This is a genomic window from Amycolatopsis palatopharyngis (genome assembly GCF_003385185.1).
In the GTDB taxonomy this organism is placed as follows: domain Bacteria; phylum Actinomycetota; class Actinomycetes; order Mycobacteriales; family Pseudonocardiaceae; genus Amycolatopsis; species Amycolatopsis palatopharyngis.
Genome location: NZ_PQHZ01000017.1, coordinates 1 through 12,940 on the forward strand (window position 1 = coordinate 1; position 12,940 = coordinate 12,940).

Annotated in this window: 11 protein-coding genes; 4 read left to right on the forward strand and 7 right to left on the reverse strand. The window is 69.1% G+C overall.

Features of this window, described 5'->3' with window-relative positions; translation table 11 throughout:
* Positions 1–44: 44 nt before the first annotated feature.
* From D0C15_RS15080 to D0C15_RS15100, 5 genes are all read right to left on the reverse strand, one after another.
* Positions 45–1,223, reverse strand: a complete 1,179-nt coding sequence (locus D0C15_RS15080; RefSeq protein WP_116045612.1) for a class I SAM-dependent methyltransferase — start codon at positions 1,221–1,223, stop codon at positions 45–47.
* A gap of 3 nt (positions 1,224–1,226) precedes the next feature.
* Positions 1,227–2,204 carry a class I SAM-dependent methyltransferase gene (locus D0C15_RS15085; RefSeq protein WP_116045614.1) on the reverse strand — a complete coding sequence of 326 codons (978 nt, stop codon included), beginning with the start codon at positions 2,202–2,204 and terminating at the stop codon, positions 1,227–1,229.
* 7 nt (positions 2,205–2,211) lie between these two features.
* The gene (locus D0C15_RS15090) at positions 2,212–2,991 is read right to left on the reverse strand and encodes an enoyl-CoA hydratase/isomerase family protein (RefSeq protein ID WP_116045813.1); all 780 of its coding nucleotides are present in this window, start codon (positions 2,989–2,991) and stop codon (positions 2,212–2,214) included.
* Positions 2,992–3,111: 120 nt separating this feature from the next.
* Positions 3,112–3,942, reverse strand: coding sequence for an ABC transporter ATP-binding protein (locus D0C15_RS15095; RefSeq protein ID WP_162830093.1), 831 nt, complete (start codon positions 3,940–3,942; stop codon positions 3,112–3,114).
* A 139-nt stretch (positions 3,943–4,081) separates the two neighbouring features.
* The gene (locus D0C15_RS15100) at positions 4,082–4,597 is read right to left on the reverse strand and encodes a DUF4396 domain-containing protein (protein WP_245975832.1); all 516 of its coding nucleotides are present in this window, start codon (positions 4,595–4,597) and stop codon (positions 4,082–4,084) included.
* Positions 4,598–4,754: 157 nt separating this feature from the next.
* On the opposite strand from D0C15_RS15100, the gene D0C15_RS15105 reads away from it, so the two are divergent.
* Together D0C15_RS15105 and D0C15_RS15110 are read left to right on the forward strand one after the other, a co-directional pair.
* Positions 4,755–5,114 carry a BlaI/MecI/CopY family transcriptional regulator gene (locus D0C15_RS15105; protein WP_281270706.1) on the forward strand — a complete coding sequence of 120 codons (360 nt, stop codon included), beginning with the start codon at positions 4,755–4,757 and terminating at the stop codon, positions 5,112–5,114.
* Complete coding sequence (locus D0C15_RS15110) at positions 5,111–6,055, forward strand: M56 family metallopeptidase (RefSeq protein ID WP_116045621.1); 945 nt, start codon at positions 5,111–5,113, stop codon at positions 6,053–6,055. The genes D0C15_RS15105 and D0C15_RS15110 overlap by 4 nt, the downstream gene beginning before the upstream one ends.
* Before the next feature lie 181 nt (positions 6,056–6,236).
* On the opposite strand, the gene glgP is transcribed toward D0C15_RS15110, so the two are convergent.
* Positions 6,237–8,816 carry an alpha-glucan family phosphorylase gene (gene glgP, locus D0C15_RS15115; protein ID WP_116045818.1) on the reverse strand — a complete coding sequence of 860 codons (2,580 nt, stop codon included), beginning with the start codon at positions 8,814–8,816 and terminating at the stop codon, positions 6,237–6,239.
* 103 nt (positions 8,817–8,919) lie between these two features.
* Between glgP and D0C15_RS15120 the strand changes: the two genes are divergently transcribed.
* Positions 8,920–10,317 (forward strand): neutral zinc metallopeptidase, encoded by a 1,398-nt coding sequence (locus D0C15_RS15120; RefSeq protein ID WP_245975817.1) that lies wholly within the window; start codon positions 8,920–8,922, stop codon positions 10,315–10,317.
* Between the two features lie 79 nt (positions 10,318–10,396).
* The gene (locus tag D0C15_RS15125) at positions 10,397–11,848 is read left to right on the forward strand and encodes a neutral zinc metallopeptidase (protein WP_116045626.1); all 1,452 of its coding nucleotides are present in this window, start codon (positions 10,397–10,399) and stop codon (positions 11,846–11,848) included.
* A 94-nt stretch (positions 11,849–11,942) separates the two neighbouring features.
* Here D0C15_RS15125 and D0C15_RS15130 read toward each other — a convergent pair whose 3' ends face one another.
* Complete coding sequence (locus D0C15_RS15130) at positions 11,943–12,872, reverse strand: tetratricopeptide repeat protein (protein ID WP_211323203.1); 930 nt, start codon at positions 12,870–12,872, stop codon at positions 11,943–11,945.
* Positions 12,873–12,940: the final 68 nt, after the last annotated feature.

Genomic DNA, 12,940 nt, shown 5'->3' on the forward strand with positions numbered 1-12,940 from the left:
GGGGGGTGGGGGTGGGGGTGGGGAGGGGGGGGGTGGGGAGGGTCTTAGATTGGGATGCGATCGGCTTGGCAGAGGAAGGCGCGGGGGGAGCGGCCTATGCGGGTGAGCACGACGCTCGCCTCCGAGCGGCCGCTCGGCTTCAGGCGCCTGCGCAACGCGTTCGGGTCGATGTCGAGTCCGCGGACGAGAATCTCCAGCCTGCCGACGTCGAACCGCCGCAGGGTGGCCCGAAGACTCTTCTCGTTGTACGGACCGTCATCGAGCACCCGGAAGGCGCGAACCCCGGGCGGCGGCGCGTCACCGGTGAGATAGGCGATCCGCTCGTCGAGCTGCCACAGACCGTACCGCGCCCCGTAATGCCGAACCAGTCCTGCCCGCACCACAGCTCCGTCGGGGTCGACGATCCACTCACCCGGCTCGCCGACGCCGATCGAATCCGGCTCCCGGTCGGTCACCGTCCACTGTGTTCCGTCCGATCGCAGGACGCTCGCCCTCCTGGCCACGGTGGCCAGGCCGCCCCCGTACAGACAGGCTTCGCGCACCTGGCCGTCGAGCGACACCAACTCCACCTCTCCGGCCCATGGCGCGACCGCCGGGTCGATGCCCGGCGCGCATTTCACCACCAGGTCCCGGCCAGGGTAGGCGTCGGCTAGTTCGTCCAGCGGTGGAGTGAAATCACCGGGCCGCCAGGTACGCCTGCCCGCGGAGTCGCGGCGGGCTGGATCCGCGACGATCACCGTGTCCCGCGACGTCGGGTGCAGAGCGTTCGCCCGCGCCAGCGACGGTGCCACCCCGGCCTCCGCACAGTTGTGCCGGGCCATCGACAGTCGTATCGGGTCCAAATCGGACCCGATACAGCGGTTCGCGACGCCCGCCAACTCCACGAGGTCGGCACCGATCGAGCAGGTGACGTCGTGCACGTCCCGGCCGGCGAGCCGGCGAGCGCGATGCGCCGCGACCGCGGAAGCGCTCGCCTGTTGCAAAGCGTCACCGGTGAACAGCCATTCGCCCGCGCCGGACAGTTTGGCCTCCGCCTTCCGGCGCAGCATCACCGTTTCCAGCACGGCGGCCGCACGGTCCGCCCCGCAGATCTCGCGCGCGGCCGCGACATCGGCGATCCGAGTGTCAGCGGTCAGCGGCAGGCCCGCGCACGCGGCCAGTGCGGCCTCGCCGGTGCGCGATCTCAGGAAGACGATGTCCTCCGGGGAGAAGGCGTAGGCCAATGGTTACAGTTCCGTCGCCGCTGGCGGCTTCACACCGGTGATCATGACGTTGTAGAACAACTTCTTCGGCAACACCTTCGCCAGCAGCTTCTTGTCCACAGCGGACAGCCGTAGCCACACCATGTACGCGAAGAGCCGCCACCGCAAGGTGAGCTTCTCCTGCGGCACCGCGGCCTCGAACGTGCGGATCGGCCAGCCGACAAGGGCCGCCGCGAACTCCTCGGTGACCGCACGGACATCGATCGCTCCCGCGCCGAGCGCGGTGCGTTCCAGTTCGGCCGGGTCGAAGGTGTGCAGGTCGACCACGGCTTCCAGGGCCGCGGCCCTGGAAGACTCGTCCAGCTCTTCCTGCGGCCTGCGCCATGCGCTCAACGCGGGCAACTTCGTCACCTTCGTGGTGAGCCACCAGGTGAGCTGGCCGAGCTTGCGGGCGTAGGTGTCACCGATCTTGGTCGGCTCACCGCAGAACACGAAGCGCCCGCCCGGCTTGAGTACCCGCAGGACCTCCCGCACCGCGGCCTGCACATCCGGGATGTGGTGCAACACAGCGTGCCCGATGACCAGGTCGAAACTGTCGTCCGGGTACGGGATGCGCTCGGCGTCGGCGACCCTGCCGTCCACGTCGAGGCCGAGCTTCTCCGCGTTGCGCAGGGCCACCTGGACCATTCCGGGCGAGAGGTCGGTGACGGACCCACGCTTGATCAACCCACCCTGCATCAGGTTGAGCAGAAAGAAGCCGGTTCCGCTGCCGAGTTCCATCGCGGTGGGATAGGGCTGGTCCTGCTCTCCCGCGACCGCGGTGAAGACATCCGTCGCGTACGTGATGCAGCGTTCGTCGTAGGAGATCGACCACTTCTCGTCGTACGTGCCCGCCTCCCAGTCGTGATAGAGCACGTTGGCCAGCTTGGGATCGGCGTAGGCCGCCTGCACCTGCTCCGCCGTCGCGTGTGGGTTGGGAGCCGGGTCCGTCACATCAGTCATGCCCGGCTCACCTGCCCTCGAAGGTGGCCTTGCCGGGCCCGTTCTCGATGAACGACTGCATGCCGACCCCCTGGTCCTCTGTGGCCCACAGCGCGACGAACAGGTTCGTCTCGAGCTTGAGGCCGTTTCGCAGGTCCATGTCGAGCCCACCGTCGATCGCGGCCTTCGCCGCCTTGAGCGCCACGGCGGGGCCCTTCGCGAACTGCGCGGCCCATTTGTGCGCGGCGGTGTACACGTCGTCCGGGGCCACGACCTCGTCGACCAGGCCGATGGCGAGCGCCTCCTCGGCCTTGACGAACCGTCCGGTGTAGACGAGGTCCTTCGCCTTGCTCGGCCCGATCAGCCTGGCCAGCCGCTGCGTGCCACCCGCGCCGGGGATGATGCCGAGCTGGATCTCCGGCTGCCCGACCTTGACGTTGTCGCCCGCGACCCTGCGGTCGGCGGTGAGTGCGAGCTCGAGCCCGCCACCGAGCGCGTATCCGGTGATCGCCGCGACCGTGGGCTTCGGGATCTCGGCCAGTGCCGTCAGGGAGTTGGAGAGGTCCGCGCCGAACGACGACATCTCGACGTAGGAGCGTGCGGCCATCTCCTTGATGTCAGCGCCCCCCGCGAAGGTCTTCTCGCCGCCGTACAGGATCACCGCGCGCACGTCGTCGCGCTCGGTCGCCTCCCGCGCGACCGCGGCCAGCTCCCGTTGTACCTGGTCGTTCAGGGCGTTGACCGGCGGACGCTCCAACCGGATCGTGCCCACACCGGCCTCGACCTCGAGACGTACGAACTCGCCCACGCCCATCCTCCTCATGTCTTACTCAAAAAGCCGGGTCATTCGCCGCCGACGTGCAGTCATGCATGTGAACAACCCTCACAGCTCGGGTATCCGTGCAGGCTACCGGTCGGTAAATGCAGGTTACCGGCGCCGGGCGAAGAAGCGATCACCCGAGCGCTGCAACAACAGGTCCTGCCCAAAGGTAGTGGAGAGGTTCTCGCTGGTCAGCACATCGTCGATGAGTCCGGAGGCCACGGTCCGACCGTCCCCGAGCAGCAATGCGTGGGTGAAACCGGGCGGGATCTCCTCCACGTGGTGGGTCACCAGCACCATGGCAGGCGCGTCCGGGTCCATCGCGAACGTGGACAGCCGGGACACGAGGTCCTCCCTGCCACCGAGGTCGAGTCCTGCGGCGGGCTCGTCGAGCAGCAGCATCTCCGGATCGGTCATCAGCGATCTGGCGATCAGCGTGCGCTTGCGCTCCCCCTCGGACAGGGTGCCGAAGGACCGTGTCGCCAGGTGCTTGATCCCGAGCGCGGTCAGCAGTTCCTCCGCGCGTTCGGTGTCGAGCGAGTCGTAAGCCTCGCGCCAGCGCCCGAGCACGGCGTAGCCCGCACTCACCACGACGTCCCGCACGATCTCGTCACCGGGGACCCGGTTCGCCAGCGCCGCTGAGGTGAAACCGATCCGCGGTCGCAGCTCGAATACGTCCACCCGCCCGAGCCGCTCGCCGAGAACGTGCACCGTGCCCGAGGTCGGGTGCAGCTCGGCGGCCGCGAGCCGGAGCAGGGTGGTCTTACCCGCGCCGTTGGGCCCGAGCACCACCCAGCGTTCGTCGAGTTCCACCGACCAGTCGAGGTCGGCGAGCAGTGTGTTGCCCCCGCGTCGCACGCCGACGCCGGCCATCCGCACCACGAGGTCGTCAAGATCAGCAAGTTCACTGTGCTGGGTCGGCTCGCTCACGGCCCCCATTGTCACCGACACGGGCGACAGGGCTGACGACGACCCACCTCCACCCGCCGCCAGCAGCCGAGAGGGCCCCGTACGTCGGAGCCTGTGGCGACCCGGGTCGCCACAGGCTCCGAGACGAGCGCCCGCCCTGGGCCGCCGGTCAGTGGTGGTAGGCGTGGGCGATGGCGTGCCCACGTCCCCTTCCGATCAGCCACTTGTTGACCGGCACGGTCACGATGAACGCGACGAGGAACGCGAACGCCAGCGCCGCCCAGAACAACACACTGGCCAGTCCGGCGGACATCGCGCCGGGGACGACCACCATCACGCCGTTGTCGACGATCTCCATCACGGTGATGGAGATCGTGTCCGCGGCGAGCGCCACCTTGAGAGCCTGCTTGAACCCGACACCCGCCCGGAGCACTCCACGCATGCTCAGCGCGTAGCCGAAGATGAACGCGAGCCCGACCGCCAGCGCGATGGTGGCTACCGGGTGCAGCCCGAGCCAGGTGCCGATGACCATGCCGAGCACCTCACCGATGGCACATCCGGTGAGGCAGTGCAAGGTCGCGGAAGCGGCACTGCCCCAGGTGGCACTGTGCGTCCCGTGCTCGGCGTGACCGTGCTCGGCATGCTCCGCCGCCGCGTGGTGGTGGTGCTCGTGATGATGCTGCACAGACACGGTGTGCACCCTTCTCCCGATTCCGTCGCCCCCTCGGGGCCTCGCGGAGAACCATATACCCCTAGGGGGTACTTGCCAAGTGCTTTCCCGCGACATGCGTTCTCGGACCACAGGAGGCAGTAACCTGAGACCTCGCGAGGAGGTGACCACGGTGCGACTTGGCAAGCTGGAAGCTTCGGTGATGGACGTACTGTGGGCCGCGACCGAGCCGCTGCGGGTCCGGCAGGTACTCGACGAGCTGAACCGGCGGCGCACCCTCGCCTACACCACCGTCCTGACCGTTCTGGACAACCTGCACCGCAAGGAACTGGTGGTCCGCGAGCTGGACGGGCGTGCCTACTCCTACCGCGCCGCCAGTAGCCGCGAAGAGGCCGCGGCACTCGCCCTGCGTGCGGTCCTCGATTCGACCGGCGATCCCGAGTCGGTCCTGCTGCACTTCGCCAGATCCGTCTCCCCGCAGGAGTCGGAAGTCCTGCGCAGGGCGTTGCACGGGAGACCGGAGGCACGATGATCCTCGCGACCGCTCTGCTACTCGGAGCCGTCGTGGTGGGCTGGTGGGGACCTCGTGTTATCGGCGGGCTCGGCCCGACGACCGCCATCGTCTGCTGGCCAGCCGCGATGGCAGGCATCACGGTGAGCGCGCTGGCCGGTGTCCTGCTGCTGGTACTGCCCGGACACGGTCCAGCAGGCGCGATCACCCATGTGCTGCACCACTGTGTGTCCACGGTGGGCCACACCAACCTGCCCGAGCTCGATCCCGCGGTCGCGGCGCTCAGCCTCGCCGTCGCGGCGACCGTGCTGGTCCGCATCGCGGCGTCCGCGGCAAGGACCGCCCGGCGCCAGGACGCGATGCGCCGTCCTCACCTGACGGCTCTGCGCATCCTGCGACCGGCGAGCAACGGCACGATCCCGACGCTCTGGATCGACCACGAGCGACCGATGGCCTACAGCCTCGGCGGGCGCGACAGGCTGATCGTGGCGACCCGAAGCCTCGTCGACCGGTTGTCCCCCGAGCAACTACGGGCAGTCCTCGCCCATGAACGCGCCCATCTGCGCGGACACCATCACCAACTGGTCGCGGTCGCCGACACGATCGCGAAGGCACTGGGGTTCATACCGCTGATGCGGCACGCCCCCGGCGTTCTCCGCCTGCAGGTCGAACTGGCCGCCGACCGTGCAGCGGTACAGGAGTGCGGGCTCGACGCCGTACGCTCCGCATTGCTCGCGCTGACCGCACAGCCCAGTCCCCCTGGCGCGCTCGCGATGGCGAGCGGAGACATCGCGGTTCGGTTGCGCAATCTCGGCCGGACCGCCGCAGGGCCGCGCGCACTCCGTCGCGTGGTCGCGGGCTTCATGGCCGTACTCGCGGTTGCCCTGCCGGCGATCGCCGCGTTCGTACTGCTGAGTGCGGTGAGCGTGCTCGCCTGCCCGCTGTTGCCGAGCGCCGGGTAGGGCCCCTGGGGGTCAGGCCCTACCCGGCATCGACACGAAGACGGCAACCGAGGGGGGAGGCGGTTACCGATCTTCGGCGGTAGTGCCGCGAGCCGTGGGCCCGCGCCGCTACTAGCGTAGATAGTACAAGATTCTACTTTCTATGGGTGTGACCATCGGCACTAAGTTTCGGACGTGTCGATCAGGGCAGGATGACCTTGCCGAGTTCGGCCGGACTGGCCAGCAGGTCGTGGCGGGGCAGCACCCGCACGGTGTAGCCGAGGGCACCGGCGTGCGGCAGGCGAAGGGTGGTGCCGAACTCGCCGATCCCGGTGTTAACCATCGGCACGGTGACCGGTTGCAGCAGGTCGTCGGTGTCCCCGACCTTGCCCACGACCGCCTGGACGTGTACGTCGGACGGATCGAGACCGGCGAGGTCGACACTCGCGCGCACCCTGATCCGGTTCCCGACGACCAGCGCCGAGTGGTCCGAGTTGTCCTGGTGGTTCTCCGCGGAATCCACCTGGAGTTCGGTGTCGAGAATCCGCACCCGTCCCCAGGACATCCCGAGCCGCACCCGATAGCCGGCGAGCGAGCGTGCGCCGTTGTAGCCACCGCCCGTCGCGGCGGCCGCCATGGTCGCGGCGGGGCGGTAGTAGGACTCGACGTATTCCCGCACCATCCGCGACGCCTGCACCCTGGGGCCCAGCGTGCGCAGGGTGTGCCACACCATCGACAACCAGCCGCCGGGCACCCCACCCGCGTCCCTGTCGTAGAACAGCGGCGCGATCTGCTGGCCAAGTAGCTCGTACAGCGCGGCCGCTTCCAGGTCGTCCCGCCGCAGCGGGTCGGTGACTCCGTCCGCCGTAGGGATCGCCCAGCCGTTGCTGCCGTCGTAGCACTCGTCCCACCAGCCATCACGGATGGAGAGGTTCAGCCCGCCGTTGAGCGCCGACTTCATCCCCGAAGTTCCGCATGCCTCCAGCGGCCGGGTCGGGTTGTTGAGCCAGACGTCGCAGCCGCGGTAGAGATAGCGCGCCATCGACATGTCGTAGTCGGGCAGGAACACGATCCGGTGGCGGACGGCGGGATCGTCGACGAACCGGACGATCTGCTGGATCAACGCCTTGCCACCCTCGTCAGCGGGGTGCGACTTGCCCGCGACGACGACCTGGATCGGGCGCTGCTCGTCGAGTAGCAGGGCGCGTAGCCGGTCGGGGTCGCGCAGCATCAACGTGAGCCGCTTGTACGTCGGCACCCGCCGCGCGAAGCCGACGGTGAGCACGTCCGGATCGAACACGGAGTCGGTCCAGCCCAGCTCCAGGGCCGAGGCGCCCCGCTGTAGCCACGAGACTCGCAGGCGCCTGCGCACCTCGGCCACCAGCTTGCCGCGCAGATCCCGGCGCAGGTCCCACAACTGCTCGTCGGTAACCGCATTCGACGAGCCGGAATCGCCGTCGTGCCCCCATTCCTCGTCGTTCCCGCCCAGTAGTGCCGTCATCTCCCGCGCAACCCAGGTCGGGCCGTGCACTCCGTTGGTGACCGACGAGATCGGTACCTCGTCCTCGTCGAAGCCCGTCCACAACCGGGCGAACATCCGCCGCGATACGCGGCCGTGCAAGGCCGAGACCCCGTTCGCACGCTGCGCGAGCCGCAACCCCATATGCGCCATGTTGAACATCCCGGGGTTGTCCTCGGCGCCGAGCGCGAGCACCCGCCGGACCTCGATCCCGGGCAGCAACCTGCCGTCCCCGAAGTAGTGCTGCACGAGGTCGACCGGGAAGCGATCGATACCGGCGGGCACCGGCGTATGCGTGGTGAACACGGTGCCCGCCCGAACCGCGGACAACGCCTCCTCGAACTCGAGGGATTCGCTACCCAGGATCTCGCGGGCCCGCTCGAGGCCGAGGAAACCGGCGTGGCCCTCGTTGGTGTGAAAGACCTCCGGCTGCGGGTGCCCGGTCAGTTCGCAGTAGCGCCGGACTGCCCGGACCCCGCCGATACCCGCCAGGATCTCCTGCCGGATGCGGTGATCGGCGTCCCCGCCGTAGAGCCGGTCGGTGACTCGGCGCAGGTCCTCGTCATTGGCATCGACGTCGGTGTCGAGTAGCAGCAGTGGGATCCGGCCGACCCTCGCCATCCAGATCTGCGCCCGCAGATCGCGACCGCCCGGCATCTCCACGCACACCAGCACGGGCTCGCCGGTTGGTTCGGTGAGCAGTTCCAGCGGCAGCCCGCTGGGATCGATCACCGGGTAGTGCTCGACCTGCCACCCGTCCAGCGAAAGCGCCTGCCGGAAGTAACCGGCGCGGTAGAGCGGGCCGACACCGATCAACGGGGCACCGAGGTCCGAAGCCGCCTTCAGGTGGTCCGCGGCGAGTACACCCAGGCCGCCGGAGTAGTTCGGCAATGCCTCGGTGACCCCGAACTCCATCGAGAAGTAGGCGATCGCCGCGGGCAATCTGCTGCCGTCGCCGTTATCCGCCGAACCACGCTGGTACCAGCGTGGTTCGGTCAGATAGCGCTGCAGATCCTCGGTCGCGGCCCTGGTTCGATGCAGGAAGTCCGCATCACCCGCGAGTTCCTCGAGCCGCGCCGGGTCGACGGTAGTCAGCATCCGCAACGGGTCCTTGAGGCTGCGGAACAGGTCGTCGTCGATGGAGGCGAACAGGTCCCGGGTCGGCGGGTGCCACGTCCAGCGAAGGTTCGTGGCCAATTCGCCCAGTCCCGACAACGGCTCCGGCAGGCTGGGGTGCACGGTGAACCGGCGGACTGCTCTCATGGTCGCGACCCTAGCCCGCCGGGCAACCCGCCGCGGCCGGTGCCGCACCGAGCGGGCACCCCGGCCAGGTGGCGCCGGACGGGGGCTCGCGCAGAATGGGGACGTGACTCACCGCGCGGCAGACAGGCTGGTACCGATACTCGCCCTGTTTGCCCTGCTCGGCACGGGATGTACGACAGTGGGCACGGCGCACCCCAGCTCGACGATCGTCGCGGACACGATCGAACGGAGTACAACCTCCCTTGTGGACCCCGGCTTCGTCCAGGGCACCGACGGGGGCGAGATCGACCGGCTGGCCGCGACCGTGCTCACCGACGTGCAGGACTTCTGGCGACAGCGGTATCCCGAGGTCTTCGGTGATCCGTGGCGCGAACTGGAAGGCGGCTTCCATTCGTCCGACACCGCCGATTCCCGCGCCGCGTCTCCGCCATGCACGGGCGACGCGGCGAATATCGCGGGCAACGCCTACTACTGCTCCAGCGAGGACGTCATCGTGTGGGACAGGTCGGCCCTGCTACCGGTACTGGTCGAACGCTACGGCGCCGGCGCGGTGATGCTGGTGCTGGCGCACGAGACCGGGCACGCCGTGCAGGCGCGGGCAGGCGTTACCGGTGGCAGGGCAGAAGGGGACGGGCTGTACCCGACGATCGTCACCGAGGCCATGGCGGACTGCTACGCCGGCGCCTTCCTGCGCTGGGTCGTCGACGGCAAGGCCACCCACCTCCGGCTCACGGCACGCGACCTCGACCCGGCCCTGCGCGCGCTGATCACCTTCCGGGATCCGGTGGGGACGAGTAACCACGAACAGGGCGCCCACGGCGACGCCTTCGACCGCGTTTCGGCGTTCCAGGACGGCTACGCCGAAGGGGCGCGGCCCTGCTCGACGATGACGGCACGAAACCGTGAATTCACCCAGCGGGAGTTCACCAGCGCGGCCGACCTGGAACGGGGCGGGAACCTGCCGTTGCCGGATCTCGTGCGCGCGATGTCCGCGGACCTCGGCCCATACTTCACCGGCGTCGTCGAGCAAGCGGGCCACCAGTGGAAGCCGCCCCCGCTGGAAACCGTCGACAGCGCACCCGCCTGTTCCGGTGGCGCGCAAGGCGCCGCCGCCTACTGCCCGCGGGAGCGGTCGGTGCGGGTATGGCCGGATGGCAGGGTGAACGAGCTGCACACCGCGATCGGGGACTACGGCACCGGAACTCTGCTGGCCTCCAGGTACGCGTTGGCCGCACTGCACGCGGCAGGGCGACCGCTCGAGGGAGCGCGGGCCCAGCGTGCCGTGCTGTGCCTCACCGGGGCCTACACCGGTTCCCTGCTGCGGCCGGAGCGGGATTTCACGGTGTCGCCGGGCGACCTCGACGAAGCCGTGCAGGTGCTGCTCGGCTACGAGTACCCGGCCAGGGACGTGGCCGGTGGCGCGCTCGGCTCCGGCTACGAACGCGTCGAGGCGTTTCGGGGAGGCGTGACGGCGGGAGCGGCCGACTGCGGTCTGACCTGATCCCGGGACGACACGGGCGGCCCCTGGGTAAGGTTCCCCCGGCCGGGGTTGGTGCACAGAGGACGGGGAACGGGCGAGCATGGGCTTTCGACGGCGACACGGCGGACGAGCGGCCCTGGTCGCGATACTGGCCGTCGCGGCGCTCGGCGGCACGGCCGCCTGTGGCACCGAGAAGACGGCAGGGCAGCCGCGCACCGTAGGAGATGTGGCCGGGCTGCCGGTCACGCATTTCGAGAGTGGCCTCAAACCGACCGCCCCGGATCCCGGTATCGAGGTGCGGGGCGTGACGGAGTCCGAAGAGGACACGATCGCGACCGCCGCGATCGCGGACGTCAGCGCCTACTGGTCCGAACACCTGCCCTCGGTTTTCGGGCAGCAGTTCGAGCCGGTCAAGTCGCTGCTGTCCTACGATCCCAGTGGCAAGGCCATCGACGTATGCGGAGCCTCCACCCGGGACGCGATGATGAACGCTTTCTACTGTCCGCCCGAGGACCTGGTGGCCTGGGACAGGGGACAGTTGCTGCCACTGCTGCGGGAACGCTTCGGACCGATGGCCATCGTGACGGTGCTCGGTCACGAGTACGGCCACGCCATCCAGTACCGGCTCGGGGCCAAGGCGGGAATCGACAAGTCCACCACCACGATCGTGAAGGAACAACAGGCGGACTGTTTCACCGGCGGCTACTTCCGCTGGATGGCCGAAGACCGTAGCCAGTACTTCACCGTGTCCACCTCCGAAGGACTCAACCAGGTCCTCGCGTCGATGTTCTTCATCCGGGACCAGGCAGGGCAGTCGGCACGGGATCCGGGCGCGCACGGAACCGCGTTCGACCGGACGTTCGCCTTCCAGCTCGGCTTCGAGGACGGCCCCGCGGCCTGCGCGAAGATCGACCAGGCTGAGGTGGACTCGCGGATCACCGAACAACCGTTCCACTCCGGGGACAAGGGCGAGGGCGACACCCGGATCGACGCGAAGGCGATCGGTCATCTGCAGCAGAGCCTGGATCAGGCGTTCTCGGAAGCGGGTGTGCTGGCACCGCGGATCGCCGACGACGGTGGCAGCTGCCCGAACGGGCCGAGCACGCCACCGGCGTCGTACTGCGTGGACACCAATACGGTGAGCATCGACCTCGCCGCACTGGCCGAGCTCGGACAACCGGTGGACCGCGAGGCGGAGTTCCGCGGCAGGGAGACGACCGGCATCGGCGACTTCGCCGCCTTCGCCGAGATCGCCTCCCGCTATACACAGGGCATCCAGCACGGTGTCGGCGCGGAGCTGGACAACGCGAACGCGGGCCTGCGCACCGCCTGCCTGGTCGGGGCCTGGGCCGGCGCGACGAACACCGATGGCAACAATCTCCGGCTCTCACCCGGCGACCTCGACGAGGCGATCGCCGAGTTGCTGCAGCCGAAGAGCCTCATCGCCGCGGATGTCAACGGCATCCCCGTCGCCAGCGGGTTCGCCAGGGTCGCGGCCCTGCGCACCGGCTACCTGGAGGGATCCGTTCCCTGCAGCACGAACTACGGCTGAGTTCGTGTCATCGGGAGCCGGCCGGAGAACTCGGGGCCGCGATCGAGGTCGCTGACTCCTAGCAACCGTCCAGTTCTGCTGCTTGACACCCCTGTCAGAACAGTGCGCTGGCCAGGTCCCTGCGGGCCTTCAGGACACGTTCATCGGCCGGATCGAACAGGTCGAAGAGGCCGACCAGGTGCTCGCGTACGCGGTTACGGTCCTCACCCGACGTCCGGCGCACCGCGGCGACCAGGCGCGCGAACGCGTCCTCGACCCGCTGCTGCGCGACCTCGACGTCGGCTGCCGCGAGCTGGGCGTCCAGATCCTCCGGGGCGGCCTCGGCACGGGAAACGGCCGACGGGTCCGCCTTGCTCGCCCGGGCCGCGAACCTGACCTGCACGAGGGCTGCCTTGGCCTGCTCATTGACCGGTTCGGCGTCGAGGATCCGCTCGTAGGCCGCCTCGGCGGCGGCGTAGTCCCCGCGCTCCAGCGCGTCCTCCGCCTCGGTGAACCGCGGGTCCTCCTGCTCCTCCTCCACGTCAGCCGCGCCCGCCTGCTCAGCGGCACTGATGCCGGGCAGCTTGTCGCGCAGTTCGTCGAGCAGGGAGTCGAGCCATTGCCGGATCTGCGGTTCGGGCTGCGCGCCGGAGAAGGCGTGCACCGGCTGCCCACCCGCGATCGCGACAACCGTCGGGATCGACTGGACCCCGAACAACTGCGAGATGCGCGGGTTCGCGTCGACGTCGATCTTCGCGAGAACCCAGGCACCATTCGCCTCAGCCGCGAGCTTCTCCAGCAACGGGCTGAGTTGCTTGCACGGCCCGCACCACTCCGCCCACAGGTCGACGACGACGAGGGTGTGCATCGACCGATCGACGACCTCGGCCTGGAACGTTGCCTCACTGACATCGATCACCGCGGCCCCACCGGCGGCCGGGGTGGCAGCGGTTCCGGCAGGCGCACCCGCCGGTTGCTGCTGGGCCGCCTCCGCGCGTGCCTTGAGACCGGACAGATCGACCGCGCCGGACAGCGCGGCGGACATGGCTGCTGACTGTGCTGATCCGCGTGGGTGTGTCACGACTCCATCCTGGCATGACTCGGCCGAGGCTT

Coding starts and splice junctions, on each gene's coding strand:
- D0C15_RS15130 (WP_211323203.1), bottom strand. CDS start 12,872: ATGTCCGCCGCGCTGTCCGGCGCGGTCGATCTGTCCGGTCTCAAGGCA.
- D0C15_RS15095 (WP_162830093.1), bottom strand. CDS start 3,942: ATGGGGGCCGTGAGCGAGCCGACCCAGCACAGTGAACTTGCTGATCTT.
- glgP (WP_116045818.1), bottom strand. CDS start 8,816: ATGAGAGCAGTCCGCCGGTTCACCGTGCACCCCAGCCTGCCGGAGCCG.
- D0C15_RS15085 (WP_116045614.1), bottom strand. CDS start 2,204: ATGACTGATGTGACGGACCCGGCTCCCAACCCACACGCGACGGCGGAG.
- D0C15_RS15110 (WP_116045621.1), top strand. CDS start 5,111: ATGATCCTCGCGACCGCTCTGCTACTCGGAGCCGTCGTGGTGGGCTGG.
- D0C15_RS15125 (WP_116045626.1), top strand. CDS start 10,397: ATGGGCTTTCGACGGCGACACGGCGGACGAGCGGCCCTGGTCGCGATA.